Here is a 25,880-nt window from a genome sequence, read left to right as displayed (position 1 = left end):
CGGCCGATCTCCGCACGAGCCGGTCGTGATCTCTACCGTTACGGACATGACTCTTCGTACACGCATCGCATCGACCGCTTCCAGGACCTCGGGCCCGGCGGGCGCCCCGACGAGCGGGCCCGGACGGGCGCCCGGTTCGGACGGGCGCAGTCGCCCCGGGGGACGCGGCTCACCCGCCGGGCGGGCCCGGAGGCGCGCCCTGATCGGGCAGGCCCCCGCGGTGCCCGGGGGAACCGTGCGGCGGCGGGCGGACGCCCTGTTCCCGACGGCGACACCGCCGGCGCCGGTGCCGGGAACCTGGGAGGTGCCCGAAGCACCGGAGGCACCGGAGGCGCCGGAGCGTGGTTCCCCGCCGGGAGTACGGGAGCGGGTGGTAGCGCTGCTCCGTGACCGGACCCCGGTGTGGATGCAGACCAGGTGCGGGCTCGAACCGAGGGCGCTGGCCGCGCTGACGGTGGTGCTGCTCGTGGCCGCCGGTCTCGCGGGCGCGTACTTCTGGACCGGGCGGCCGGAGCCGGTGCGGGCTCCCGCACTCGTCCACGCCGCCGCTCCCGTGGCCGCCGTGCCCGCGCCGAGGAGCGGTCCGGGGGCGGCATCAGGACCAGGGCCGGGGCCGGTGCGGGGGACCGGGGCTGCCGGCGCGCGGGTCGTCGTCGACGTCGGCGGCAAGGTGCGCAGGCCCGGGGTGCTGACCCTGCCGGCCGGCTCGCGCGTGGCGGACGCCCTGCGGGCGGCGGGCGGGGCGGAGCCCGGCGCGGATCTCACCGGGGTGAACCGGGCTCGCGTCCTGTTCGACGGCGAGCAGATCCTCGTGGGTCTGCCGGGGACGCCGGTGACCGGCTCCGGTCCGAACGGCTCCACCTCGGGCGGCTCCGGTCCGGGCGGCGGTGTGCCGGGGGCGCCGTTGAGCCTCAACACGGCCACGGCGGAACAACTCGACGGACTCCCGGGGGTGGGGCCCGTGCTCGCCCGGCACATCGTCGACCACCGGACGGAGCACGGCGGCTTCCGGTCGGTCGCGGAGCTCCGGGAGGTCAACGGCATCGGTGAGCGCCGGTTCGCCGATCTCGAGCCGCTGGTCCGGCCATGAACCCGGACGAGGGAATCGATGAGGAGCACGGCGCGGGGCAGAAGCCGTGGCAGGAGGGGCCGACCGATCTTCGCCTCGTTCCCCTCGCGGGGGCCGCCTGGGCGGCGGCGGCCTGGGCCGTGGGCGCCACCGGTCAGTGGACGGCGGCGGGTGTCGGCGTCTGTCTGGCGGGAGCCCTGATCCTGTTGGTGCGGGGGCAGGTCCGGCGGCGCGGGGGTCCGGGCGGTGGTCGTGGGGCCGCCGTACCGGGGGCCACACCAGGGTGGCGATTACGGGCGACCGCGTGGGCCGGGGTGCTGCTCTGCGCGGCGGCCGGAGCCGCCTCGGCGGGACTGCACGCGGCGGATCTGCGGCGGGGACCCGTGCCGGAGCTGGCGCGGGAGTACGCGCGGGCGCGCCTGGAGGTGGTGGTGACCTCCGACCCACGGCTCACCCGGCCCAAGGTCCGGGGCAACGCGATGGCACCGGTCTCGATCGTCCTGGACGGCGAGGTGACCCGGGTCGAGCGGTCGGACGGCTCGGTGCACCGGACCCGGACGCCGGTCCTGCTGATCGTGCCGTCGGGGGAGGGACGGGAGGAATGGCTGCGCCTCCTTCCCTCCACCCGGTTGCGGGTCGGTGCCCGGCTCGCGCCGCCGCTGCGACCCGGTGAGTCCTTCGCGGCGGTGCTCAAGACCGACGGGGCCGGCCCTCCGCGGATCGTCGGCCCGCCGAGCGCCCTGCAGCGGACGGCGGGGGACCTGCGCGCCGGACTGCGGGAGGCGACGGAGAAGCTCGACCCGGACGCGCGGGCCCTGCTGCCCGGACTCGTCGTGGGGGACACCTCCAGGGTCGGCCCCGAGCTGCGGGCGGCGTTCGAGGCCACCGACCTCACCCACCTCCTGGCGGTCTCCGGCAGCAACCTCACGGTGGTGCTGCTCCTGCTCATCGGACGGCCCGGGCGGGCGCAACAGGTGGAGCGGGGCGGGCTCGCGCCACGGATCGGGCTGTCGCTGCGGGTCACGGCGCTGGCCGGGGGAGGGCTGACGCTCGCGTTCGTGGTGGTCTGCCGGCCGGATCCGAGCGTGCTGCGCGCCGCGGCCTGCGGTCTGGTCGCGCTGCTCGCGATCGGGACCGGACGCCGGAGGTCGCTGATCCCCGCCCTGGCCGCCGCCGTGCTCGTCCTGGTGCTCTACGACCCCTGGCTCGCCCGGAGCTACGGCTTCCTGCTCTCGGTCCTGGCGACCGGGGCGCTGCTGACGATCGCCCCGCGCTGGAGCGAGGCGCTGCGGCGGCGCGGGGTGCCCGGGCGGGCGGCGGAGGCGCTGGGCGCGGCCCTGGCGGCGCAGGCGGTGTGCGCGCCGGTGGTGACGGTGTTCGCCGCCCGGGTGAGTCTGGTCGCCGTCCCGGCGAACCTCTTCGCCGAGCTGGCGGTGGCGCCGGCGACGGTGTGCGGGTTCGCCGCGCTCGCCCTGGCGGCTGTCTGGATGCCCGCGGCGGAGGGGCTGGCGTGGGTGGCGGGGTGGCCGGCGGGGTGGCTGGCGCGGGTGGCCCGTACGGGCGCCGCGCTGCCGGGGGCCGAGCTGGCCTGGCCCGGCGGGTGGTGGGGCGGCCTCGCGCTGGCGCTGCTCACGGCGCTGGTGGTGCTCGGGGCGCGGAGACTGCCGTACCGGGGTGTGGCCGGCGCGCTCGTCGCCGGGGTGCTCCTGCTCGTGGTGGTGCGGCCGGCACCGTTGGCCCGGTGGGTCACGGGGTGGCCGCCCCCGGGCTGGGTGTTCGCCATGTGCCAGGTGGGGCAGGGGGACGCGACGGTGCTCGCGGCGGGCGGGGACTCCGCCGTCGTGGTGGACGCGGGGCCCGACCCCGTGCCGGTGGACCGCTGCCTGCGCGAACTCGGGGTGCGGAGGGTGCCGTTGGTGGTGCTCACCCACTTCCACGCCGACCATGTGGCCGGGCTTCCCGGCGTGCTGCGGGGGAGGGCGGTGGGCGCGATCCAGACCACGGGGCTGGAAGAGCCGCCCGGTCAGGCGGCGTTCGTGCGGCGGACCGCGGCGGCGGCAGGGGTGCCGCTGATCCGTGCGGGGCCGGGCGAGCGGCGGAGGATCGGGACCCTGGAGTGGCGGGTGCTCTGGCCGTGGGGCGGCGCCGGAGGGGGTGATGCCTTCGGATCGGCCGTCGAGGGGCCCAACGACGCCAGTGTCACGCTGCTCGTCCGTACCGGCGGAGGGCTGAGCCTGCTGCTGCTCGGGGATCTCGAACCGCCGGCCCAGCGGGCGTTGCTGGGGGTGCATCCGGGGCTGGGGCCGGTGGACGTGCTCAAGGTCGCCCATCACGGTTCCGCGCACCAGGATCCCGGTCTGATGCGGGCGGTGCGGCCGAGGCTCGCGCTCGTGTCGGCGGGGCGTGACAACCTGTACGGCCATCCTTCGCCCCGGACGCTGGAGGCGCTGGGGGCGGGCGGTGCGCGGGTGCTGCGGACCGATCGGGACGGGGCCGTCGCGGTGGTGGGGGCGGGGCGCGGTCTGGTGGCCGTGCCGGGAGGGGGCTGAGGTGGCCGGAGAGGCTTGTAGGGGCTGGTGGAGGAGGTGGCCGGAGAGGCTTGTACGGGCTGGTGGAGGAGCCGTCCGGCGGGCGGGGGCGGGAGAAGCCCCGGGGGACACCACCACCCGGTCTCGTGCTGTTGGTCGGAGCCGTGGGCGGCCTCCTCGGGGCGGTCTGGGACGGGGGCTTCCTCGCCGTGCTCCGGCTGCTGCTCTCGCCGCTGCCGTGGATGAGGGAACTGCCCGCGGGGGAAAGGGAATCGGCGGCCGTCGGGCAGAGGAGTGGATCACCGGACGGAGCGATCATGGGGCAGGCAGACTGGTGGTATGACGACATCCGGACCTGTCACGACCGAACCTTCCGCGACCGGGCTTGCCACAAGCGAACCCGGCAGGATCGAGCCCTTCGCCATCGACTCGACCACCGTCGAGGCCTATCTGCGCCGTATCGGCGCGCGGCATCCGGGGCGCGCGGACGCCGCCGCGCTGCGCGAACTGCATCTGCTCCACCTGCGGACCGTGCCCTTCGAGAACCTCTCGATCCATCTCGGCGAGCCCGTCGTCCTGGAGGAGAAGGCGCTGCTCGACAAGGTGGTCGGCGCGCGCAGGGGAGGGTTCTGCTACGAGGTCAACACGGCGTTCGCCGTCCTGCTGCGGGGACTCGGGTACGAGGTCGCGCTGCTCCAGGGACGGGTGTTCGGGCCGCACGGGAAGCCGGGCATCCCGTACGACCACATGGCGCTGCTCGTGGAGACGGCGGAGGGGGAGCGGTGGCTGGCGGACGTCGGGTTCGGCGAGCACAGCCACTTCCCGCTGGCCTTCGACGCGCGTGACGACCAGCAGGATCCGGGCGGGGCCTTCCGGATCGTGGAGACCGCGGACGGCGATCTCGACGTGTTGCGGGACGGCAAGCCGCAGTACCGGCTGGAGTCGCGGCCGCGGGAGCTCGTCGACTTCGCGGCGGGCGCCTGGTACCACCAGACCTCGCCCGACTCGCACTTCACGAAGTCCCTGATCTGCTCCCGGCTCACCGAGGACGGCCGGGTCACGCTCAGTGCGCCGAAGCTGATCACCCGGGCTCACGGCGAGCGTGAGGAGCGGATCCTCGACGGTGAGGACGAGGTGAGGAACGCGTACAAGGAGCTGTTCGGCATCGAGCTCGACGTGCTGCCGGCCGTACGAAGCGGAATCCTGAATTCGGACCCTGAGTAACACTTGCCTCCACTCGCCCCGTTTGCCTCGAACGCCTCAATGGTGATCGAATGCGACTTCGTTGCATAGTGAATGAGTCGCACGGGGGTGCGTGAAGAATGTTCGATCGTCTCTTCGGGAAGCGGGCGGCGGGGGCCTCGCGGGGCGGCCCGCTCGCCGGCCTCTCCGTCCCCTCCTCGGCGGGCGTGCTCAGCTGCCGGGTGCTCGACCCCGTGCACGAACCCGTCCGGCAGGCGGAGTTCGTCGTCAGCGACGCGGCGGGCCGCAAGGTCCTGGCCGGTGAGACCGACCCGTACGGTACGGTCCTCGCGACCGTACCGGCGGGCGAGTACCGGGTCGCCGTCACCTCCGAGGGCTACACCCCCTACCACGGCAGCACCGTCGTCGCCGAGGGCGAACACCAGGGCCTCGGCGACGTCCTGCTCCAGGTCGCGCCCCAGCCCCAGCTCCCGGAGCCCGGTGACTGGGAGATCGACCCCGCGCACTCGCAGATCGGCTTCACGGCACGCCACATCGGCCTCGCCCGGATCCACGGGCGGTTCAACAGCTTCGCGGGCGCGGTCCGGATCGCCGAACGCATGGAGCGCTCCGCGATGCACGTCGTCATCGACGCGGCCTCCATCGACACCGGGGTGCAGATGCGCGACGACCACCTGCGCTCCGGCGACTTCCTCGACGTCGGCGCCTACCCGACGCTGGAGTTCTTCAGCGAGCGCTTCGTCCACCGGGGCGGCAGCCGGTGGGCCGTCACCGGGGCGCTCACCCTCCACGGGGTGAGCCGCACGGTGACCCTGGACACCCAGTACCTGGGCCTCGGAAGCGGCCTGGAGGGCGAGACCCGGGGCGCCTGCCGGGCCACCACCGAACTGCACCTGGAGGACTTCACCCTCACCTGGCAGACGCTGCTCGCGCGGGGCATCGCGGCGGTCGGGTCCAGCATCAGCATCGAGCTCGACGTCCAGATCGTTCGCAAGAAGGGCTGACGGGCGGATCCCGTCGGCTCCGCCTGACCGGGCCCGGTGCTCGGCTGGACCTGGCGGAGCCGACGGGCCTGACCGGACCCGGGCTGACCGGACCCGGGCCTGATCGGACCCGGCGGGCCTACGGGGCCTCCAGCCAGCCCTCGTACTCGGCGGCCAGCGCGTCCAGCGCCGCCGGGTCGAGGCGGGCGTCCGGGTCCTCGACGACCACCAGCCACTGCGCGTCCTCGGCGTCGTCCTCCCCGGCCAGGGCGTCCCGTACGAGATGCGGTTCCTCGGCCACGCCGAAACGGTCGGGGAGCTCCCCGGCGACCTCCTCGGCGGCGTCGCGGTCGGGCAGTACCAGTACGTGTCGTTCGCTCACCCCGCCATTCTCGTCCCCTTCCCGTCCTTCCCGGGCATCGGTGTCGGTGGCCCGTGGGATGCTGGATCGCGATGGCCACCAGAAAGACTTCCCCCGACGACCTCCTCGGCCCCGTGACGCTCGCCGTGGGACAGGAGGACCTGCTCCTCGACCGCGCCGTCCAGGAGGTGGTGGCGGCCGCGCGGGCCGCCGACGCCGACACGGACGTGCGCGACCTCACCCCCGACCAGCTCCAGCCCGGGGCGCTGGCCGAGCTCACCAGCCCCTCGCTCTTCGCCGAGCGCAAGGTGCTGGTCGTGCGGAACGCGCAGGACCTCTCCGCCGACACGATCAAGGACGTCAAGGCGTACCTGGGCGACCCCGTAGAGGACATCTCGCTCGTCCTGCTCCACGCCGGCGGCGCCAAGGGCAAGGGGCTGCTCGACGCGGCGCGCAAGGCGGGGGCCCGGGAGGTCGCCTGCCCGAAGACGACGAAGCCGGCGGAGCGGCTGACGTTCGTGCGGCAGGAGTTCCGGGCGCTGGGGCGTTCGGCCACGCCCGAGGCCTGCCAGGCGCTCGTGGACTCGATCGGCAGCGATCTGCGGGAGCTGGCGTCCGCCGTCTCGCAGCTCACGTCCGACGTGGACGGGACGATCGACGAGGCGGTCGTCGGGCGGTACTACACGGGGCGTGCCGAGGCCTCCTCCTTCAACGTCGCGGACCGTGCCGTCGAGGGGCGGGCGGCGGAGGCGCTGGAGGCCCTGCGCTGGTCGCTCTCGACCGGGGTCGCGCCCGTGCTCATCACCAGCGCGCTGGCCCAGGGGGTACGGGCGATCGGCAAGCTCTCCTCGGCGCGGGGCGGGCGGCCGGCCGACCTGGCGCGGGAGCTGGGCATGCCGCCCTGGAAGATCGACCGCGTGCGGCAGCAGATGCGCGGCTGGACCCCGGACGGGGTGTCGCTGGCGCTGCGGGCGATCGCGGAGGCGGACGCGGGGGTGAAGGGCGGGGGCGACGACCCGGAGTACGCCCTGGAGAAGGCGGTGGTCGCGGTGGCGCGGGCGGCGAGGATGCGGCGGGGCTGAGCGGGGTGGTGCGGGGGCCGGCGGGGCGAGCCCGGAAACCGGTGATCCGGAAGCCGGTGGCTTGGAAGCCGGTGGCTCGGAAGTCGGTGGCTCGGGAGCCGGTGGGGTGGGCCTGGTAGTCGGTGGTGCGGGGTGGTTCGTGGCTGGTATCCGAGCGGATCCCCCACCCCACCCCTTCCCGAAACCCTGCCGGGGGCTGGTGGGGGGGTGAGGCCCTCTCTTCCAGGGCTGCGCCCCGATCCCGCCGGTCCCCACGACCGGACGGCAGCTTCGCGCCGCCGCCCCCGGGCCCCGACGGCTCGCACCGCCTGGCAGCTCGCACGGCCCAGGAGTGCTGCGGCTTTCCGTGCCGTCGGCTCGGGTCCGGGGACCGATGCGGCCCGGCGGTCCCGCAACTGCGCCCTGCGCCGCCGGCTGCGGATGCGGATCCTGGCGGCTCGCGCCGCCCGGGAGGCTGCGGCTGGTTCAGTACAGCTGGGTTCGGCTTCCGTCGGTCCTGCGCCGCCCAATGGCCCGGCGGCGGCTCCGCACCGCCCGTTCAGGGGCCCGCCGGCCTCGCGCTGTCGGTAGCGCTGTGGCTGGTTTCTTGCTGCCGGCCCCGGGCCCGTCGGTGTTGCACTGTCTGGCAGCTGGGCGGCAGCTTCGCCGTCGGTTCCGAGGCCGTCGGCCTCGCGCCGCCCGGTGGCGCTGCGGGTGTCGTGTGCCGTCGGTTCTGGGCCCCGTCGGCCTTACGCCGCCCGGGAGCGCCGCGGCTGTTTCGTGCCGTCGGCTCGGGGTCGGGGTTCCGTCGGTCTTGCGCTGCTCGGCAGGCCTGCGGGCGTTTCGGGCCTTCGATTTCGGGGGCCGGGTTCTCGTGCCGGCTAACAGTCCTGCGGCGGCTTCGCGTCGCCCGTCCCGGGGTTCGCGTCGGGCATGGGGCCCGTGTGGGTACGGCGAAGGCCCCGGCGGGCCTGGGGAAGGAGCGGCGGGGCCTTCGGCGGTGGTGCTGGTGGGCTCGCACACGCGTGGCGAACGCGTCCGCGTGCGAGTCCCGGGTGGCCGGGCGGGAGCGGGGTAGAGGGCCCGCTGGTTCCCGTACGGCCGATCACATCAGAGCTCAGCCCTGGAGGGAGGCAACCTTGAGCGCCAGCGCCGACTTCTTGTTGGCGGCGGCGTTCTTGTGGATGACACCCTTCGAGACAGCCTTGTCGAGCTGACGCGAGGCGGCGCGAGCGGCAACGGTGGCCTTCTCGAGGTCGCCGGCGGCGACAGCCTCACGGGCCTTGCGGATCGCGGTCTTGAGCGAGGACTTGACGGCCTTGTTGCGCAGGCGCGCCTTCTCGTTCGTCTTGTTCCGCTTGATCTGGGACTTGATGTTCGCCACGAAAAGAGCCTTTACAGGTTCGATGTTCCTTCTGGACGCGCCTCACAGCTGAGAGGGCATGCGAGACACAGCTGTCAACGATATCAGCCACCCTCTGGGCCGCCCAAACCGGGCACCGGGCGCCGGGCATGGGACCATGGTGTCTACGTATCCGTTCTGAACATCGCCCGAGACGAGATCCCTGCGTGCCCGCGACTCCTACCAACGTGCCCGAGCCGAGCCGTACCGACCCGGCTCTGATCCGCAACTTCTGCATCATCGCGCACATCGACCACGGCAAGTCCACGCTTGCCGACCGGATGCTCCAGCTGACCGGTGTGGTCGACCAGCGGCAGATGCGCGCCCAGTACCTCGACCGCATGGACATCGAGCGGGAGCGCGGCATCACGATCAAGTCCCAGGCGGTCCGGCTGCCGTGGGCGCCGACCGAGGGGCCGGCCCAGGGCAACACGCACATCCTGAACATGATCGACACCCCCGGGCACGTCGACTTCACCTACGAGGTCTCGCGCTCGCTCGCCGCCTGCGAGGGCACGATCCTGCTCGTGGACGCCGCGCAGGGCATCGAGGCGCAGACCCTCGCGAACCTGTACCTCGCGATGGAGAACGACCTCACGATCGTTCCCGTCCTCAACAAGATCGACCTGCCGGCCGCCCAGCCGGAGAAGTTCGCCGACGAGCTGGCCAACCTCATCGGCTGCCAGCCGGAGGACGTCCTCAAGGTCTCCGCGAAGACGGGCATGGGCGTCGAGGCGCTGCTCGACCGCGTCGTGCAGGACATCCCGGCGCCGGTCGGTGTCGCCGACGCCCCCGCCCGCGCGATGATCTTCGACTCCGTCTACGACTCCTACCGGGGCGTCGTGACGTACGTGCGAGTCGTCGACGGTCAGCTCAACAAGCGCGAGCGCATCCGGATGATGTCGACCGGAGCCACCCACGAGCTGCTCGAGATCGGTGTCTCGTCGCCCGAGATGACCTCCTCCGACGGTCTCGGCGTCGGCGAGGTGGGCTACATCATCACCGGTGTGAAGGACGTCCGGCAGTCCAAGGTCGGTGACACGATCACCTCCCTGAACCAGGGCGCCACCGAGCCGCTCGGCGGCTACAAGGACCCGAAGCCGATGGTCTTCTCGGGCCTCTACCCGCTGGACGGCTCGGAGTACCCGGACCTCCGCGAGGCCCTCGACAAGCTGCAGCTCAACGACGCCGCGCTGGTCTACGAGCCGGAGACCTCCGCCGCGCTCGGCTTCGGCTTCCGCGTCGGCTTCCTCGGTCTCCTCCACCTCGACGTGATCCGCGAGCGTCTGGAGCGCGAGTTCGGGCTCGACCTGATCGCCACCGCGCCGAACGTGGTCTACCGCGTGGTCATGGAGGACGGCAGCGAGCACACCGTCACCAACCCGAGCGAGTTCCCCGAAGGCAAGATCAGCGACGTCTTCGAGCCCGTCGTGCGCGCCACGATCCTCGCCCCGAGCGAGTTCATCGGCGCGATCATGGAGCTCTGCCAGACCCGTCGCGGCACGCTCATCGGCATGGACTACCTCTCCGAGGACCGGGTCGAGATCCGCTACACCCTGCCCCTCGCCGAGATCGTCTTCGACTTCTTCGACCAGCTGAAGTCCAAGACGCGCGGTTACGCCTCCCTCGACTACGAGCCCACCGGCGAGCAGGCCTCCAGCCTGGTCAAGGTCGACATCCTGCTGCACGGCGACAAGGTGGACGCCTTCTCGGCCGTCACCCACAAGGACGCCGCGTACGCCTACGGCGTCCGGCTCGTCGCCAAGCTGCGCGAGCTCATCCCGCGGCAGGCCTTCGAGGTGCCCATCCAGGCCGCCATCGGCTCCCGGGTCATCGCCCGCGAGACCATCCGCGCCATCCGGAAGGACGTCCTCGCCAAGTGCTACGGCGGTGACATCTCCCGTAAGCGGAAGCTGCTGGAGAAGCAGAAGGAAGGCAAGAAGCGCATGAAGATGGTCGGCTCGGTGGAGGTGCCGCAGGAGGCCTTCATCGCCGTCCTGTCGAGCGACGAGTCCTCCGGCAAGAAGAAGTAGCCAGGGGGCGGGAAAGTAGCTGCCCTGTGCACCCAACGGGTCCACGCGCCGTGCGCGCGTGGGCCCGTTCGCGTTCGCCGCGTGGACCCGTTCGCGTTCGTCGCGTGGACCGGTTCGCGTCCCCCGCGTGGGCCGGTTCGCGTCCCCCGCGTGGGTCCGTTCGTTATGAAGCGACGCCCTGTAAGGCCTTACGCGCCGGTCCTCGGGCCTTTACTCTGATCCCGGCTCGAAGGTTACTCGCCAGTTAGTTACGAACCACCAGCAGGCACCGCCGCCGCCCGGAGGACGTCGTGAGCGACACACAGACCCAGATCGAGAACCGGCCGCCCTCCGTGGCGACCCTCTTCCTTGAGCGCGTCGAGCGGACCCCGGATGCGGAGGCCTACCGCTACCCGGTTCCCGCCGCCTCCGGCGCCGGCCCGGACGACTGGAAGTCGCTCAGCTGGGGACAGGCCGCCGAGCGGGTCTACGCGATCGCCGCCGGCCTCGTCGACCTCGGCGTCCAGGCCGAGGAGCGCGTCGCCCTGGCCTCCTCCACCCGGGTGGAGTGGATCCTCTCCGACCTCGGCGTGATGTGCGCGGGCGCCGCGACCACCACGGTCTATCCGCAGACCAACGCCGACGAGTCGGCGTTCATCCTCTCCGACTCCGAGTCGAGGGTCCTCATCGCCGAGGACGCGGCCCAACTGGCCAAGGCCGTCGAGCGCCGCGCCGAGCTGCCGAACCTCCACCACGTGGTCGTCATCGACGCCACCGGCGTGGAGAGCGACGGCGAGTTCGTCCTCTCCCTCGCGGAGCTGGAGGAGCGCGGCAAGGCCCATCTGGTGGAGCACCCCGAGGCGGTCAAGGAGCGGGTCGCGGCGATCACCCCCACGCAGCTCGCCACCCTCATCTACACCTCCGGCACCACCGGCCGCCCCAAGGGCGTCCGCCTCCCGCACGACAACTGGTCGTACATGGCCAAGGCCATCGCCGCCACCGGCCTGCTCACCCCGGACGACGTGTCCTACCTGTGGCTGCCTCTCGCCCACGTCTTCGGCAAGGTGCTCACCTCCGGCCAGATCGAGGTCGGCCACGTCTCCGCCGTCGACGGCCGCGTCGACAAGATCATCGAGAACCTGCCGGTCGTCCAGCCGACCTACATGGCGGCCGTGCCCCGCATCTTCGAGAAGGTCTACAACGGGGTCGCCGCCAAGGCCCGCGCGGGCGGCGGCGCCAAGTACAAGATCTTCCAGTGGGCGGCCGGCGTCGCCCGCGAGTACGCCAAGACCACCCAGGACAACTTCCGCCGCACCGGCACCGCCTCCGTGCCCTTCGGCCTCTCCGCGAAGCACAAGGTCGCCGACGCGCTCGTCTACGCCAAGATCCGCGAGGCCTTCGGCGGCAACCTGCGCGCCTGCGTCTCCGGCTCCGCCGCCCTCGCCCCCGAGATCGGCTACTTCTTCGCCGGCGCGGGCATCCACATCCTGGAGGGGTACGGCCTCACCGAGTCCTCCGCGGCCTCCTTCGTCAACCCGGGCGAGGCCTACCGCACCGGCACCGTCGGCAAGCCGCTCCCCGGCACCGAGGTCCGCATCGCCGACGACGGAGAGATCCTGCTGCGCGGCCCCGGCATCATGGAGGGCTACCACGGCCTGCCGGAGAAGACCTCCGAGGTCCTGGAGCCCGACGGCTGGTTCCACACCGGCGACATCGGCGAGCTGTCCGCCGACGGCTACCTCCGGATCACCGACCGGAAGAAGGACCTGATCAAGACCTCCGGCGGCAAGTACATCGCGCCGGCCGAGGTCGAGGGCCAGTTCAAGGCCGTCTGCCCGTTCGTGTCGAACGTCCTCGTCCACGGCGCCGACCGGAACTTCTGCACCGCGCTCATCGCCCTCGACGAGCCCGCCCTCCTCGGCTGGGCCGCCGAGCACGACCTCGGCGGCAAGTCGTACGCGGAGCTCGTCGCCGATCCGCGGACCGAGAAGCTGATCCAGGGCTACGTCGACCGCCTCAACGAGGGTCTCCAGCGCTGGCAGACGATCAAGAAGTTCCGTCTGCTGCCGCGCGACCTCGACATCGAGCACGGCGAGCTCACCCCGTCCCTGAAGCTGAAGCGGCCGGTCGTCGAGCGGGAGTACAAGGACCTCATCGAGGAGATGTACGCGGGCTCCCGCGAGGCGTGACCCGCGGAGCCGGGCCGTCACCCCGGGCAGTACGGGACAATGGGGCTCATGCCTTCCGTACTGCCCGATGGTGAGTCCGTTCCCGACGACGGGGCGCTGCCCCCGCACGCCCTCGAAGGGGCCGGGGAGCGGCCGCTCGGGTTCTACCTGCACGTGCCGTACTGCGCGACGCGCTGCGGCTACTGCGACTTCAACACGTACACGGCGAGCGAGCTGCGCGGTACGGGCGGTGTGCTCGCCTCCCGCGACAACTACGCCGAACAGGTCGTCGAGGAGATCCGCCTCGCCCGCAAGGTCCTCGGCGACGACCCCCGGCCCGTGCGGACCGTCTTCGTCGGCGGCGGCACCCCGACGCTCCTCGCCGCCGGGGACCTCGTACGGATGCTCGGCGCCGTCCGGGACGAGTTCGGGCTCGCGGACGACGCCGAGGTGACGACGGAGGCCAACCCGGACTCCGTCGACCCCGCCTACCTCGCCGAGCTGCGTGCCGGCGGCTTCAACCGGATCTCCTTCGGCATGCAGAGCGCCCGGCAGCACGTCCTGAAGGTCCTCGACCGGACCCACACCCCCGGGCGGCCCGAGGCGTGCGTCGGGGAGGCGCGGGCGGCCGGGTTCGAGCACGTCAACCTCGATCTGATCTACGGCACGCCCGGCGAGTCCGACGACGACTGGCGGGCCTCGCTGGAGGCGGCGATCGGCGCCGGGCCGGACCACGTCAGCGCCTACGCGCTGATCGTCGAGGAGGGCACGCAGCTCGCCCGGCGCATCCGGCGCGGCGAGGTGCCCATGACCGACGACGACGTCCACGCCGACCGCTACCTGATCGCGGAGGACGTGCTGACCCGGGCCGGTTTCGAGTGGTACGAGGTCTCCAACTGGGCCACCTCCGAGGCCGGGCGCTGCCTCCACAACGAGCTGTACTGGCGCGGCGCCGACTGGTGGGGTGCGGGGCCCGGCGCCCACTCGCACGTGGGCGGCGTCCGCTGGTGGAACGTGAAGCATCCCGGCGCGTACGCGGCGGCGCTCGCGGACGGGCGGTCGCCGGGGGCCGGACGGGAGCTGCTGTCGGACGAGGACCGGCGGGTGGAGCGGATCCTCCTGGAGCTGCGGCTGCGGGAGGGGATCGAACTGTCGGTCCTCAGGCCGGCGGGGCTGGCCGCGGCCCGGAAGGCCCTGGAGGACGGGCTCCTCGCGCCCGAGCCCTACGCGGGCGGGCGGGCGGTTCTGACGCTGCGGGGGCGGTTGCTGGCGGACGCGGTGGTGCGGGACCTGGTGGACTGAGGCGTGTGCGGGGCGGTGCCCTTGCCGACGCCCCTGCCGCAGGCGGCCGTTCCGCGGGGCGGCGCCCCCCGCGCCCCTCGTTGTGGGCTGCACCCGCGGGGTGGCGCACCCGCCCGCCCCCGTTGTGGGCAGTCGTTCCGCTGGGGCAAGGGGGTCCCCCTTGCTCGAGCGAAGCCGAGAGCTTGGGGGAGGGTGGGCACAACGGACCCGCGCCCTGCCGGCGGCAGAGGCTGTGGTGCCTGGACCCGCACCGGTTGCGCACCCAGCTCGGGGTGCGGGTTCAGGCTCGGGACGCGGAGGCGCCGCTCAGGGCGCCGTCCCGTGTGCCCACCCGTCCCGCCCCAGCGGGACGATTGCCCACACGGGGGTGGGCGAGGGGCACCGCCCCGCAGGGCGCGGGCCCCACACGGGGGTGGGCGGGGGCACCGCCCGGCCGGGCGCGGCCCACACGGGCAGGTGCACCGCCCCGGTGGGTGTGGGCGCTACGGGGCCGTCACGAAGTCGATCAGTTCTTCCACTCGGCCCAGCAGCGCCGGCTCCAGGTCCTTGTAGGAGTGGACGCGTTCGAGGATCGCCCGCCAGACCGCGCCCGTGTTGTCCGAGGGCCAGCCCAGGGCGCGGCAGACGCCCGTCTTCCAGTCCTGGCCGCGGGGGACCGCCGGCCAGGCCGGGATGCCCAGGGAGGACGGCTTCACCGCCTCCCAGACGTCGATGTACGGGTGGCCGACGACCAGGACGTCCGGGGACGTCACCTGCGCGGCGATCCTCGACTCCTTCGAGCCCGGGACCAGGTGGTCCACCAGGACGCCGAGCCGGGCGTCCGGCCCCGGCGCGAACTCCGCGACGATCGCCGGCAGGTCGTCGACGCCCTCCAGGTACTCCACGACCACGCCCTCGATCCGCAGGTCGTCGCCCCAGACGCGCTCCACGAGCTCCGCGTCGTGGCGGCCCTCGACGTAGATCCGGCCCGCCCGTGCCACGCGCGCGCGTGCGCCCGGGACCGCGATCGAGCCGGAGGCCGTGCGGGTGGGGCGGACCGGGCCGCCGGACGCCGGGCGGACCAGGGTCACGACCTTGCCGTCCAGGAGGAAGCCGCGCGGCTCCAGCGGGAAGACCCGGTGCTTGCCGAAGCGGTCCTCCAGGGTCACCGTGCCCGCCTCGCAGCGGATCACCGCCCCGCAGAAGCCCGTGGCGACCTCCTCCACGACCAGGTCGTGCTCCGCCGGGACCTCCGGGACGGGCGCCGACTTCTTCCAGGGCGGGGTCAGGTCGGGGTTGTAGCTGCGCATGGGCTCCGTTCCGTCCGGGGTGCGGTGGATGGGGGTTCTGCCGGGGGGCCCGGGGTCGTCCCCCGGGCAGGCACGGTCAGGGCGGCGTCAGGTCCGGGACGCGGCCGCGCATTCGGGCGACGTTATGCCACGCCGAAGCGGCGTGCCAGTTCGCCGCGCTGTGCCCGGACGAACGCGGCGTCCACCACCGCCCCGTGCCCCGGCACGTACGCCGCCTCCTCGCCGCCCAGGGCGAGCAGCCGGTCCAGGGCGTCCGGCCAGCGGGACGGGATCGCGTCCGGGCCCGCCTGCGGCTCGCCCGACTCCTCCACCAGGTCCCCGCAGAAGACGACCTCGCGCGAGCCCGGCACGCAGAGCGCAAGGTCGTGGCCCGTGTGGCCGGGCCCCACGTTCGCCAGGAGGACCTGGCGGCCGCCCAGGTCGAGCGTCCACTCGCCCGTGACCAGGTGCCGGGGGGCCACCAGGAGGTCCGTCGCCTCCCTCGCCGCCCGGGGGTCGACCCCCTGCCGTACCGCGTCCCCGTACAGCTCCTCGCGGGCCCTGGCCCCGTTCATGAGGTCGTCCGAGCCCACCGCGCCGAAGACCTCCGCCCCGGCGAAGGCCGCCGTGCCGAGGACGTGGTCGAAGTGGGGGTGGCTGAGTGCGATGTGCGTCACCTTCCGGCCGCCCGTGAGCGCCGCCACCTGCTCCCGCAGCTCGGCGCCCTCCGCGAGCGTGGACCCCGTGTCGTACAGCAGAACCGCCCGTGTGCCCAGGACAAGCCCCACCGTGGCGTCCCAGCCGGGCAGCCGTCGCCGGCCCACCCCGTCCGCGAGCCGCTCCCACCCGTACGCTTCCCAATCCGTCTCCATGAGGCGACGCTAACCGGTGCGAGCGCCGCCTCCTTGCCAGGAGCGATGCCCGCCGCCGTACACTGGCCGGGGATCGCTGGCACTCGGACAGGGCGAGTGCCAAAAGCGGAGCAACCGGAACGACGACGCCAGCTGGAGGTGCGCACGATGCTCAGCGAACGCAGACTCGAGGTCCTGCGCGCCATCGTCCAGGACTACGTCGGGACGGAGGAGCCCGTCGGCTCCAAGGCGCTCACCGAACGCCACAAGCTCGGCGTGTCGCCCGCCACCGTCCGCAACGACATGGCCGTGCTGGAGGAGGAGGGGTACATCGCCCAGCCTCATACGAGTGCGGGGCGCATCCCCACCGACAAGGGCTACCGGCTCTTCGTCGACCGGCTCGCCGGCGTCAAGCCGCTGTCGACGCCCGAGCGGCGGGCCATCCACAACTTCCTCGACGGCGCGGTCGACCTCGACGACGTCGTGGGCCGCACGGTACGACTGCTCGCCCAGCTGACCCGCCAGGTCGCCGTCGTCCAGTACCCCTCGCTGACCCGCTCGACCGTCCGGCACGTGGAGCTGCTCTCGCTGGCCCCCGCCCGCCTGATGCTCGTCCTCATCACGGACACCGGCCGGGTCGAGCAGCGCGTCGTCGACTGCCCCGCGCCCTTCGGTGAGACCTCGCTCGCCGACCTGAGGGCCCGGCTCAACAGCCGGGTCGTCGGCCGTCGGTTCGCCGACGTGCCGCAGCTGGTGCAGGACCTCCCCGAGTCCTTCGAGGAGGCCGAGGACCGCGCCACGGTCTCGACCGTGCTCGCGACCCTCCTCGAAACGCTCGTCGAGGAGCACGAGGAGCGGCTGATGATCGGCGGCACCGCCAATCTCGCCCGCTTCGGACACGACTTCCCCCTGATGATCAGGCCCGTCCTGGAGGCTCTGGAGGAGCAGGTCGTGCTCCTCAAGCTGCTCGGCGAGGCCAAGGAATCGGGCATGACCGTACGCATCGGGCACGAGAACGCCCACGAGGGGCTGAGCTCCACGTCCGTCGTCTCGGTCGGCTACGGTTCGGGCGGCGAGGCAGTCGCCAAACTCGGCGTGGTCGGACCGACCCGCATGGACTACCCCGGAACGATGGGAGCGGTACGCGCAGTGGCACGTTACGTCGGACAGATCCTGGCGGAGTCGTAAGTGGCCACGGACTACTACGCCGTACTCGGCGTGCGCCGCGACGCGTCCCAGGACGAGATCAAGAAGGCCTTCCGGAGGCTCGCGCGCGAGCTGCACCCGGACGTCAATCCCGATCCGAAGACGCAGGAACGCTTCAAGGAGATCAACGCCGCCTACGAGGTCCTCTCGGACCCGCAGAAGAAGCAGGTCTACGACCTCGGCGGCGACCCGCTCTCGGCCTCCGGCGGCGGTGGCGCGGGCGGCGGCTTCGGAGCGGGCGGCTTCGGCAACTTCTCCGACATCATGGACGCCTTCTTCGGCACGGCCTCGCAGCGCGGCCCGCGCTCGCGCACCCGCCGCGGCCAGGACGCCATGATCCGCCTGGAGATCGACCTCAACGAGGCGGCCTTCGGCACCACCAAGGACATCCAGGTCGACACGGCCGTCGTCTGCACCACCTGTTCGGGTGAGGGCGCCGCGCCCGGCACCTCCGCGCAGACCTGTGACATGTGCCGCGGCCGCGGCGAGGTCTCCCAGGTCACCCGGTCCTTCCTCGGCCAGGTCATGACCTCCCGCCCCTGCCCGCAGTGCCAGGGCTTCGGCACGGTCGTCCCGACCCCGTGCCCCGAGTGCGCCGGCGACGGCCGCGTGCGGTCCCGTCGCACCCTCACGGTCAAGATCCCGGCCGGTGTCGACAACGGCACCCGCATCCAGCTCGCGGGCGAGGGCGAGGTCGGCCCCGGCGGCGGCCCCGCCGGCGACCTGTACGTCGAGATCCACGAGACCCCGCACGAGGTCTTCCAGCGGCGCGGCGACGACCTGCACTGCACGGTCACCATCCCGATGACGGCGGGCGCGCTCGGCACCAAGGTGCCGCTGCAGACCCTCGACGGCGTCGAGGAGATCGACATCCGTCCGGGCACGCAGTCCGGCCAGTCGATCCCGCTGCACGGGCGCGGCGTCACGCACCTGCGGGGCAACGGCAGGGGCGACCTGATCGTGCACGTCGAGGTGACGACCCCGAGCAAGCTCGACGCGGAGCAGGAGCGCCTCCTGCGCGAACTGGCCAAGCTCCGTGGCGAGGAACGGCCCACCGGGCAGTTCCAGCCGGGGCAGCAGGGGCTGTTCTCGCGCCTCAAGGACGCGTTCAACGGGCGCTAGGCGCTCGGCCGGGGGTCCGGGGGTCGTTCCCCCGGGTCAGCACAGTCAGCCGGGGCAGCAGGGGCTGTTCTCGCGCCTCAAGGACGCGTTCAACGGGCGCTAGGCCTGTGTAGGTGGAAAGGGGCGGTACCCATTCATGGGTACCGCCCCTTTCCGTACCCGCCCCGGTGGCATGACACGATGCCCATATGTCCACCACCGCACTGAACGATCTCTCTCGGTTTCCGATCGTGCAGGCCCCCATGGCGGGTGGCGCCTCCTGTCCCGAGCTCGTCGGAGCCGTCTGCGAGGCCGGGGCGCTCGGTTTCCTCGCCGCCGGGTACAAGACGGCCGGAGGCCTGTACCAGGAGGTCAAACGGGTGCGCGGGCTCACCGCGCGCCCCTTCGGGGTCAACCTCTTCATGCCGCAGGACGGGCGGCCCGCCGACCCCGCCGCCGTCGAGGTCTACCGGCACCAGCTCGCGGGCGAGGCCACCTGGTACGACACCCCGCTCGGTGAGACCGACGACTCCCGCGACGACGCCTACGACGCCAAGCTGGCCATCCTCCTGGAGGACCCGGTCCCCGTCGTCTCCTTCACCTTCGGCTGCCCCGCGCAGGAGACCTTCCACGCCTTCGACCGCGTCGGCACGTACACGATCGTCACCGTCACCTCCGCCGACGAGGCCCTCGCCGCGCAGCAGGCCGGCGCCGACGCCGTCTGCGTCCAGGGCGTCGAGGCCGGCGGTCACCAGGGCACGCACCGCGACGACCCGGCCGACGAGGACGCCCCCGGCACCGGGCTCCTCACCCTCGTCACCCAGGTCCGGGAGGCCGTCGCGCTGCCGATCGTCGCCACCGGCGGCATCATGCGCGGCGCGCAGATCGCCGCCGTCCTCGCCGCCGGGGCCGACGCGGCCCAGCTCGGCACCGCCTTCCTCCCCTGCCCCGAGTCGGGCGCCCACCCGCTGCACAAGCAGGCCCTGACGGACCCGCTGTTCACCCGGACCGCCCTCACCAGGGCCTTCTCCGGGCGCCCGGCGCGCGGCCTCGTCAACCGCTTCATGCGCGAGCACGGCCCGTACGCCCCCGCCGCCTACCCCGAGATCCACCACCTCACCGCCCCGCTCCGCAAGGCCGCGGCCGCCGCCGGCGACGCCCAGGGCATGGCCCTGTGGGCCGGTCAGGGCCACCGCCTCGCCCGGGAACTCCCCGCCGGGCAGCTGGTCGAGGTGCTGGCCGCCGAACTCGACACCGCCCTCTCCGACCTTTCCGGGCTCGTCCCCAGGAGCGCCTCATGACCGCACCCGTCTTCGTCGTCGACACCGTCCCCGGTGCCGGGAGTTTCCTCCTGGACGGACCCGAGGGGCGGCACGCCGTCTCCGTGAAGCGGCTGCGCGCCGGGGAGGAGCTGGTCCTCGCCGACGGGCGGGGCCGCTGGGCCGAGTGCGTGGTGGTCTCCGCCGAGGGCAAGGACGAGCTCACCGTGCGGGTCGACGAGGTCCACGAGGACCCCGAGGAGGAGCCGCGCGTCACGGTCGTCCAGGCCCTTCCCAAGGGCGACCGGGGCGAACTCGCCGTCGAGACCATGACGGAGACCGGCGTGGACGGGATCGTGCCGTGGGCCGCCTCCCGCTGCATCACCCAGTGGAAGGGCGACCGGGGCCTCAAGGCGCTCGCCAAGTGGCGGTCCACCGCGCGCGAGGCCGGCAAGCAGTCGCGTCGGACCCGTTTCCCCGAGGTCGCCGACCTCATGACGACCAAGCAGGTCGCCGCCCTCCTCGCGGAGGCCGACTTCGCGGCCGTCCTGCACGAGGACCGCGACCACCCCAGCGGGACACTCGCCACCGCCGAACTCCCTGCGAAGGGCTCGATCGTGCTCGTCGTCGGCCCCGAGGGCGGGGTCTCCCCGGACGAGCTCGCCGCCTTCGAGGCCGCCGGGGCGAAGCCGTACCGCCTCGGCCGCAGCGTCCTGCGCACCTCCACGGCCGGCACGGCGGCGACCGCCCTGGTCCTGGGGCGCACCGGCCGCTGGAGCTAGTCCGTCCCCGTCAAGGCGTCGAAGAGCGGCCAGGCGTCCACTTCTCGTACGCCGTTCTCGTACGGGAGGAGGCCTCGGGCCGTCGCCAGGTCGAGGAGTCGGCGGACCACGCCCGGCTCGTTCAGGTTGAGGTGCCCGCCGGCGGCGGCCACCTCGCCCGCGCCGTACGGGAAACCCGCCGTGACGCGGCCCGGACCGCTCTCGAACACCAGCCGGAGCAGGGCGTTGCGGGCTTCGGCCCGGCGCAGCGTGACGTAGGTGCGGCAACCGGGATGGGTGTGGCCGACGTTCCACAGCCAGACCCGGCCGTCCACCGTCAGCCGGCGCGGTGCGCGAGCACGTCTCATGGACCGCAGCCTACGAGGGCGGGCCACCCGCTGGACGGGGGGCGGGGTGACCTTTCTAGGCTGACCCCATGGCCGACGAGTCCCCCCTCATCCGCAGTCTGCGCGCCGCCGTGGCCGCCGCCCCCGGTGACGTCCCCCTGCGCCTCCACTTCGCCGAGCTCCTCCTCGCGGCGGGTCGCAACGACGAGGCCGTCGCGGAGGCGGCCGTCGCGCTCCAGCACGCGCCCGGTGACGCGGACGCCCGTGCGCTGATGGTCCGGGCGATGGGGATGCCGGCGGCGCCCGCGCCCGAGGCACCGGCCGTGTCGGCGCCCGAGGTGCCGGTCGCGCCCGTACGCGAAGAGCCCGCGCAGCCCCCGGCCGCCCCCTCCTTCGACTGGGACGCCGCCGAGCAGCAGGTCCAGGACCTCGTCGGGCCCCGGTTCCTGGACGCCCCGCAGGCCGACGGCGCCGCCGGGACCGCCGGGGACGCCGCCGCCTGGGACGTCGACGCCCCCGGCACCGTACGCCTCGCCGACGTCGGCGGCATGGACGAGGTCAAGGAGCGTCTGGAGGCCGCCTTCCTCGCGCCCATGCGCAACCCCGAACTGCGCAGGCTGTACGGCAAGTCGCTGCGCGGCGGCCTCCTCCTCTACGGCCCGCCCGGCTGCGGCAAGACGTTCATCGCGCGGGCCGTCGCGGGCGAGCTCGGCGCCAACTTCCTCACCGTCTCGCTCTCCGACGTCCTCGACATGTGGATCGGGGCCTCCGAGAAGAACGTCCACGACATCTTCGAGACCGCCCGCCGCCAGGCGCCCTGCGTCGTCTTCCTCGACGAGCTGGACGCCCTCGGCGCCAAGCGTTCGCGCACCCACCACAGCGGCCTGCGCAACGTCGTCAACCAGCTCCTCACCGAGCTCGACGGCATCGCGAGCGGCGCCGGCAACGAGGGCGTCTTCGTCCTCGCCGCCACCAACGTGCCCTGGGACGTGGACATCGCGCTGCGCCGCCCGGGCCGCCTCGACCGCACGCTGCTCGTGCTGCCGCCGGACGCCGCCGCCCGGGAGGCGATCCTCCGCTACCACCTGCGGGAGCGTCCCATCGAGGCCGTCGACCTCGGCAAGCTCGTCAAGGCCACCGAGGACTTCTCCGGCGCGGACCTCGCCCACGTCTGCGAGACGGCCGCCGAGGCCGCGCTCCTCGACTCCGCCCGCACCGGCTCCGTGCGCCTGATCACCACCAAGGACCTGCTCGGCGCGGCCAGGCAGATCAAGCCGTCCACGGAGCCGTGGTTCGCCGCCGCCCGGAACGTCGCCATGTTCGCCAACGAGGGCGGCCTGTACGACGACCTCCTCGCCCACCTCAAGCGGAAGCGCAAGCTGTGACCGCCCCCTCCACCGCGCTCGCCCGCGCCGAGGCGCTCTACGAGACCGGACGGTACGCGCAGGCCGGCGAGCTCGTCGCCCGGCACCTGGCGAGCGAACCGGAGGACGCCGAGGCGCTCGTCCTGCTCGCCCGCTGCCACCACCGGGCCGGCGACCGGTCCGCCGCCCTCACCGCCGTCGACCAGGCGCTGCGGATCGAGCCCGAGCTGCTCGGGGGCTGGCTGATGCGGGTCCACGTCCTCCTCGCCGACCGGCGGTTCCAGGAGGCGGAGGCCACCGCCCGGCACGCCGTCGAACTCGCCCCGCAGTACTGGGGAACCCACTACGCGCTCGGCACCGCCCTCGCCGAGCACGCCGAACACGCGCGCACGCCCGCGCGTACCGTCGAGGCGTACGAGGCGGCGCGGACCGCCGTGGGCCTCGCGCCCGAGGAGGACGCGGCCCACTTCCTGGTCGGCCTCACCGCCCAGCGGCGCGGCGACCACGCCACCGCGCAGCGGGCGTACGAGACGACCCTGCGGCTCAACCCGCAGAGCAGCGAGGCCCACAACAACCTCTCGCTGCTGCGGCTGCGGCGCCGCTGGTTCCGGCGCGGGGCCTGGACGCAGGCCGCCGAGGGCTTCGTCGCCTCCGCCGCGCTCGACCTCCAGGACCGCAAGGCCCGCTACAACCTGGAGGCCATGGCCTGGAACACCGCCGCCGGGGCCCGCTGGGTCGCCCTCGTCGGCTTCCTGGCCTCCGCCGTCGCCGACGCCGCGATCCCCGACGGCGCGACCTGGGTCGTCGCGGCCGTGCCGCTCCTGGTCGGCGCGGCCGTGATCCTCGGCGCCTGGGCGGGGTGGGGGGTGTGGATGGCCCGCCGGGTGCCGCCCCGGCTGCGCCGGCCCCTGCTCCTCGTGGCCCGCGGCTGCCGGCCCGTGCTGTTCATGGCGGGGGCCGTCGGGCTCCTCGGCCTCTACTCGCTCGTCTCGCTCGCCCTGTGGTCCTTCGACTCGGGCGTGATGGGCGGGGCCGGCACGCTCCTGTTCTGGGGCGTGATCGTCACGTACTGGGTGAGCCGCTCGGCGCTCAACCGCCGCGCGCCGAAGGACTGACGCCCCCGGCCGGGGCCTTCCCCCCGACTGTCGGAGGCGACGGATAGCATGACCGGGTAGTTGATCGTCAAGGCACGGCCGGCACATGGTCAGTGGTCGGCATCAGACCGAGGAGGTCCGGGACATGGCCGGAGAGCCGCAGAGCGACTGCCTGTTCTGCAAGATCGTGTCAGGGGAGGTGCCGGCGACGATCGTGCGCGAGACGGAGACCACCGTCGCGTTCCGCGACATCAACCCGCAGGCGCCCACGCACGTCCTCGTGATCCCGCGCCTGCACCACCCCGACGCCGCCTCGCTGGCCGCCGCCGAGCCGGCCGTCGCCGCCGACATACTGCGCGAGGCGGGCGAGGTCGCCGCGCAGGAGAAGATCGACGGCAGCGGCTTCCGGATCGTCTTCAACACCGGTGCCGGCGCCGGCCAGACCGTCTTCCACGCCCACGCGCACGTCCTCGGCGGCCGCGGCCTCAATTGGCCCCCCGGATAACCCGTGTCCGTACGCGAACTGGTCGTCCTCGGGACCGCGAGCCAGGTCCCGACCCGGCACCGCAACCACAACGGCTACGTGCTGCGCTGGGACGGCAGGGGCATCCTCTTCGACCCGGGCGAGGGCACCCAGCGCCAGATGCTGCGGGCCGGGGTCGCCGCGCACGACCTCGACCGGATCTGCGTCACGCACTTCCACGGCGACCACTCGCTCGGCCTGGCCGGGGTGATCCAGCGGATCAACCTCGACCAGGTCCCCCACCCGGTCACCGCCCACTACCCGGCGAGCGGGCAGCACTTCTTCGAGCGGCTGCGGTACGCCACGGCCTACCGCGAGACCGTGAAGCTGACCGAGTCGCCCGTCGCCGCCGACGGGCCGCTCGCCGTCACCGAGTCCTTCACCCTGGACGCCCGCCGGCTCTCCCACCCCGTCGAGTCCTACGGCTACCGGATCACCGAGCCCGACGGGCGCCGCCTCCTGCCCGAGAAGCTCGCCGCGCACGGCATCAAGGGCCCCGACGTCGGCCGGATCCAGCGCGAGGGCGGACTGAACGGCGTCTCCCTCGACGAGGTCAGCGAGGTCCGGCGCGGGCAGCGCTTCGCCTTCGTCATGGACACCCGGCTCTGCGACGGGGTGCACGCCCTCGCCGAGGGCGCCGACATGCTCGTCATCGAGTCGACCTTCCTCGACGAGGACGTCCGGCTCGCCACCGACCACGGCCATCTGACGGCCGGACAGGCCGCCGCCGTCGCACGCGACGCGGGCGTCCGGCACCTCGTCCTGACCCACTTCTCGCAGCGCTACTCCGACCCCGCCGCCTTCGAACGGCAGGCGCGGGCGGCCGGGTTCGACGGCGAGCTGAGCATTGCCCAGGACCTCATGAGGGTCCCCGTACCGAAACGAACGTGACCATGCCCGTACCCAAGGCAGAACTGCACCTCCACATCGAGGGCACCCTCGAACCCGAGCTCGCCTTCGCGCTCGCGGCCCGCAACGGCGTCACCCTGCCGTACGCGGACACCGACGCCCTCCGCGCGGCGTACAGCTTCGGCGACCTCCAGTCCTTCCTGGACCTCTACTACAACCTGATGGCGGTCCTGCGCACCGCCGAGGACTTCACCGAGCTCGCCGACGCCTACCTGGAGCGGGCCGCCGCCCAGGGCGTCCGGCACGCCGAGATCTTCTTCGACCCGCAGGCGCACACCGCCCGCGGCGTCCCGATCGGCACCGTGATCGAGGGCCTCGGCGCCTCCCTCGACCGTGCCGAGGAGCGGTACGGGATCTCCACCCGGCTCATCCTCTGCTTCCTGCGCGACGAGTCGGCCGAGTCGGCGCTCGCGACCCTGGACGCCGCGAAGCCGTACCTGCACCGGATCACCGGGGTGGGCCTGGACTCGGCGGAGGTCGGCCACCCGCCGGCCAAGTTCCGCGAGGTGTACGAGGAGGCCGCCCGGCTCGGCCTGCGCCGCGTCGCCCACGCGGGCGAGGAGGGCCCGGCGGCCTACGTCCGCGAGGCGCTCGACGTGCTCGGCGTGGAGCGGATCGACCACGGGCTGCGCTGCATGGAGGACCCGGAGCTCGTCGACCGGCTGGCCCGCGAGCGGATCCCGCTGACGGTGTGCCCCTTCTCGAACGTCCGGCTCCGCGTCGTCGACACCCTCGCCGACCATCCGCTCCCCGCGATGATGGCGGCGGGGCTGCTCGTCACCGTCAACTCCGACGACCCCGCCTACTTCGGGGGGTACGCGGGCGACAACTTCGACGGGATCCGCGACGCGCTGGGCCTGGCGCCGGAGCAGCTCCGCGAGCTGGCGCGGAACTCCTTCCGGGCGTCGTTCCTGGAGGACGACGAGGCGCGGCGGGCGCGGTACCTCGCCGAGGTGGAGGCGTACGAGTTCGGCGCGTAGCGGCGGTTTTCCGCCGTACCCGTCCCCCGGTTTCCGCCGTACCGGCCCCGTGGGCACCCCGCGCGGCGATACTGGCCGCCGGCGGTCGTCGCGGGGGGAGCAGCAGGTGTCGGACGCGTCCGGTCCCA

General features: G+C 73.4%; 22 protein-coding genes. 17 read left to right on the top strand and 5 right to left on the bottom strand.

The features are described from left to right. The first annotated feature begins 46 nt into the window (after positions 1–46). The 4 genes from ACIGW4_RS08495 (at position 47) to ACIGW4_RS08480 (ending at position 5,804) form a co-directional block, all read left to right on the top strand. A complete protein-coding gene (locus ACIGW4_RS08495) occupies positions 47–1,090 on the top strand; it encodes a helix-hairpin-helix domain-containing protein (protein ID WP_399579268.1) in 1,044 nt (347 codons plus the stop codon). Further along, positions 1,087–3,618: a ComEC/Rec2 family competence protein gene (locus tag ACIGW4_RS08490; protein WP_399579265.1), complete on the top strand. Its 2,532-nt coding sequence runs from the start codon at positions 1,087–1,089 to the stop codon at positions 3,616–3,618. The genes ACIGW4_RS08495 and ACIGW4_RS08490 overlap by 4 nt, the downstream gene beginning before the upstream one ends. A gap of 318 nt (positions 3,619–3,936) precedes the next feature. Continuing rightward, entirely contained in the window at positions 3,937–4,821 is an 885-nt protein-coding gene (locus ACIGW4_RS08485) for an arylamine N-acetyltransferase (protein WP_399579263.1), read from the top strand. Positions 4,822–4,919: 98 nt separating this feature from the next. Beyond that, positions 4,920–5,804, top strand: coding sequence for a YceI family protein (locus ACIGW4_RS08480; protein WP_399579260.1), 885 nt, complete (start codon positions 4,920–4,922; stop codon positions 5,802–5,804). A 118-nt stretch (positions 5,805–5,922) separates the two neighbouring features. Here ACIGW4_RS08480 and ACIGW4_RS08475 read toward each other — a convergent pair whose 3' ends face one another. Beyond that, positions 5,923–6,165 carry a hypothetical protein gene (locus tag ACIGW4_RS08475; RefSeq protein ID WP_123452217.1) on the bottom strand — a complete coding sequence of 81 codons (243 nt, stop codon included), beginning with the start codon at positions 6,163–6,165 and terminating at the stop codon, positions 5,923–5,925. A 71-nt stretch (positions 6,166–6,236) separates the two neighbouring features. Here ACIGW4_RS08475 and holA point away from each other — a divergent pair, with 71 nt between their 5' ends. Beyond that, a complete protein-coding gene (gene holA / locus ACIGW4_RS08470; protein WP_359587605.1) occupies positions 6,237–7,226 on the top strand; it encodes a DNA polymerase III subunit delta in 990 nt (329 codons plus the stop codon). Between the two features lie 1,096 nt (positions 7,227–8,322). On the opposite strand, the gene rpsT is transcribed toward holA, so the two are convergent. Further along, positions 8,323–8,589, bottom strand: a complete 267-nt coding sequence (rpsT, locus tag ACIGW4_RS08465; RefSeq protein ID WP_123452213.1) for a 30S ribosomal protein S20 — start codon at positions 8,587–8,589, stop codon at positions 8,323–8,325. A gap of 185 nt (positions 8,590–8,774) precedes the next feature. Here rpsT and lepA point away from each other — a divergent pair, with 185 nt between their 5' ends. The 3 genes from lepA (at position 8,775) to hemW (ending at position 14,089) form a co-directional block, all read left to right on the top strand. Continuing rightward, positions 8,775–10,640: a translation elongation factor 4 gene (lepA, locus tag ACIGW4_RS08460; RefSeq protein WP_123452211.1), complete on the top strand. Its 1,866-nt coding sequence runs from the start codon at positions 8,775–8,777 to the stop codon at positions 10,638–10,640. A gap of 290 nt (positions 10,641–10,930) precedes the next feature. Then, on the top strand, positions 10,931–12,808 hold the full coding sequence (locus ACIGW4_RS08455; protein ID WP_123452209.1) for a long-chain fatty acid--CoA ligase: 1,878 nt from the start codon (positions 10,931–10,933) through the stop codon (positions 12,806–12,808). A 39-nt stretch (positions 12,809–12,847) separates the two neighbouring features. Then, a complete protein-coding gene (gene hemW, locus ACIGW4_RS08450) occupies positions 12,848–14,089 on the top strand; it encodes a radical SAM family heme chaperone HemW (RefSeq protein WP_399579256.1) in 1,242 nt (413 codons plus the stop codon). 482 nt (positions 14,090–14,571) lie between these two features. Here the strand turns inward: hemW and ACIGW4_RS08445 are convergent, their stop codons facing one another. Further along, the gene (locus ACIGW4_RS08445) at positions 14,572–15,378 is read right to left on the bottom strand and encodes a DUF3097 domain-containing protein (protein ID WP_123452205.1); all 807 of its coding nucleotides are present in this window, start codon (positions 15,376–15,378) and stop codon (positions 14,572–14,574) included. Between the two features lie 122 nt (positions 15,379–15,500). Beyond that, positions 15,501–16,229, bottom strand: coding sequence for an MBL fold metallo-hydrolase (locus ACIGW4_RS08440; protein ID WP_123452203.1), 729 nt, complete (start codon positions 16,227–16,229; stop codon positions 15,501–15,503). A 147-nt stretch (positions 16,230–16,376) separates the two neighbouring features. Here ACIGW4_RS08440 and hrcA point away from each other — a divergent pair, with 147 nt between their 5' ends. The 4 genes from hrcA to ACIGW4_RS08420 all read left to right on the top strand — a co-directional run bounded on the left by hrcA (position 16,377) and on the right by ACIGW4_RS08420 (position 20,556). Then, a complete protein-coding gene (hrcA, locus tag ACIGW4_RS08435) occupies positions 16,377–17,396 on the top strand; it encodes a heat-inducible transcriptional repressor HrcA (RefSeq protein WP_030684865.1) in 1,020 nt (339 codons plus the stop codon). Further along, on the top strand, positions 17,397–18,536 hold the full coding sequence (dnaJ, locus tag ACIGW4_RS08430; protein WP_093876158.1) for a molecular chaperone DnaJ: 1,140 nt from the start codon (positions 17,397–17,399) through the stop codon (positions 18,534–18,536). Between the two features lie 188 nt (positions 18,537–18,724). Continuing rightward, positions 18,725–19,816 carry a nitronate monooxygenase gene (locus ACIGW4_RS08425; protein ID WP_399579252.1) on the top strand — a complete coding sequence of 364 codons (1,092 nt, stop codon included), beginning with the start codon at positions 18,725–18,727 and terminating at the stop codon, positions 19,814–19,816. Beyond that, positions 19,813–20,556: a 16S rRNA (uracil(1498)-N(3))-methyltransferase gene (locus ACIGW4_RS08420; protein WP_123452199.1), complete on the top strand. Its 744-nt coding sequence runs from the start codon at positions 19,813–19,815 to the stop codon at positions 20,554–20,556. Before ACIGW4_RS08425 ends, ACIGW4_RS08420 begins: the two co-directional genes overlap by 4 nt. Here the strand turns inward: ACIGW4_RS08420 and ACIGW4_RS08415 are convergent. After that, positions 20,553–20,903, bottom strand: coding sequence for a hypothetical protein (locus ACIGW4_RS08415; protein WP_123452198.1), 351 nt, complete (start codon positions 20,901–20,903; stop codon positions 20,553–20,555). The two genes, ACIGW4_RS08420 and ACIGW4_RS08415, sit on opposite strands and share 4 nt — an antisense overlap. 68 nt (positions 20,904–20,971) lie before the next feature. On the opposite strand from ACIGW4_RS08415, the gene ACIGW4_RS08410 reads away from it, so the two are divergent. From ACIGW4_RS08410 to ACIGW4_RS08390, 5 genes are all read left to right on the top strand, one after another. Further along, a complete protein-coding gene (locus ACIGW4_RS08410) occupies positions 20,972–22,267 on the top strand; it encodes an AAA family ATPase (protein ID WP_399579249.1) in 1,296 nt (431 codons plus the stop codon). Beyond that, on the top strand, positions 22,264–23,361 hold the full coding sequence (locus ACIGW4_RS08405; protein WP_398708769.1) for a tetratricopeptide repeat protein: 1,098 nt from the start codon (positions 22,264–22,266) through the stop codon (positions 23,359–23,361). The genes ACIGW4_RS08410 and ACIGW4_RS08405 overlap by 4 nt, the downstream gene beginning before the upstream one ends. 124 nt (positions 23,362–23,485) lie before the next feature. Beyond that, positions 23,486–23,845: a histidine triad nucleotide-binding protein gene (locus ACIGW4_RS08400; protein WP_123452192.1), complete on the top strand. Its 360-nt coding sequence runs from the start codon at positions 23,486–23,488 to the stop codon at positions 23,843–23,845. A gap of 3 nt (positions 23,846–23,848) precedes the next feature. Beyond that, a complete protein-coding gene (locus ACIGW4_RS08395; RefSeq protein ID WP_359587616.1) occupies positions 23,849–24,754 on the top strand; it encodes a ribonuclease Z in 906 nt (301 codons plus the stop codon). Positions 24,755–24,756: 2 nt separating this feature from the next. After that, positions 24,757–25,752, top strand: coding sequence for an adenosine deaminase (locus ACIGW4_RS08390; RefSeq protein WP_123452188.1), 996 nt, complete (start codon positions 24,757–24,759; stop codon positions 25,750–25,752). Positions 25,753–25,880 lie beyond the last annotated feature (128 nt).

This window comes from Streptomyces sp. NPDC053513 (assembly GCF_044544765.1).
In the GTDB taxonomy this organism is placed as follows: Bacteria; Actinomycetota; Actinomycetes; order Streptomycetales; family Streptomycetaceae; genus Streptomyces; species Streptomyces litmocidini.
The sequence above is the reverse complement of the archived record's forward strand: the minus strand, read 5'-3'. Positions and strand labels throughout refer to the sequence as shown.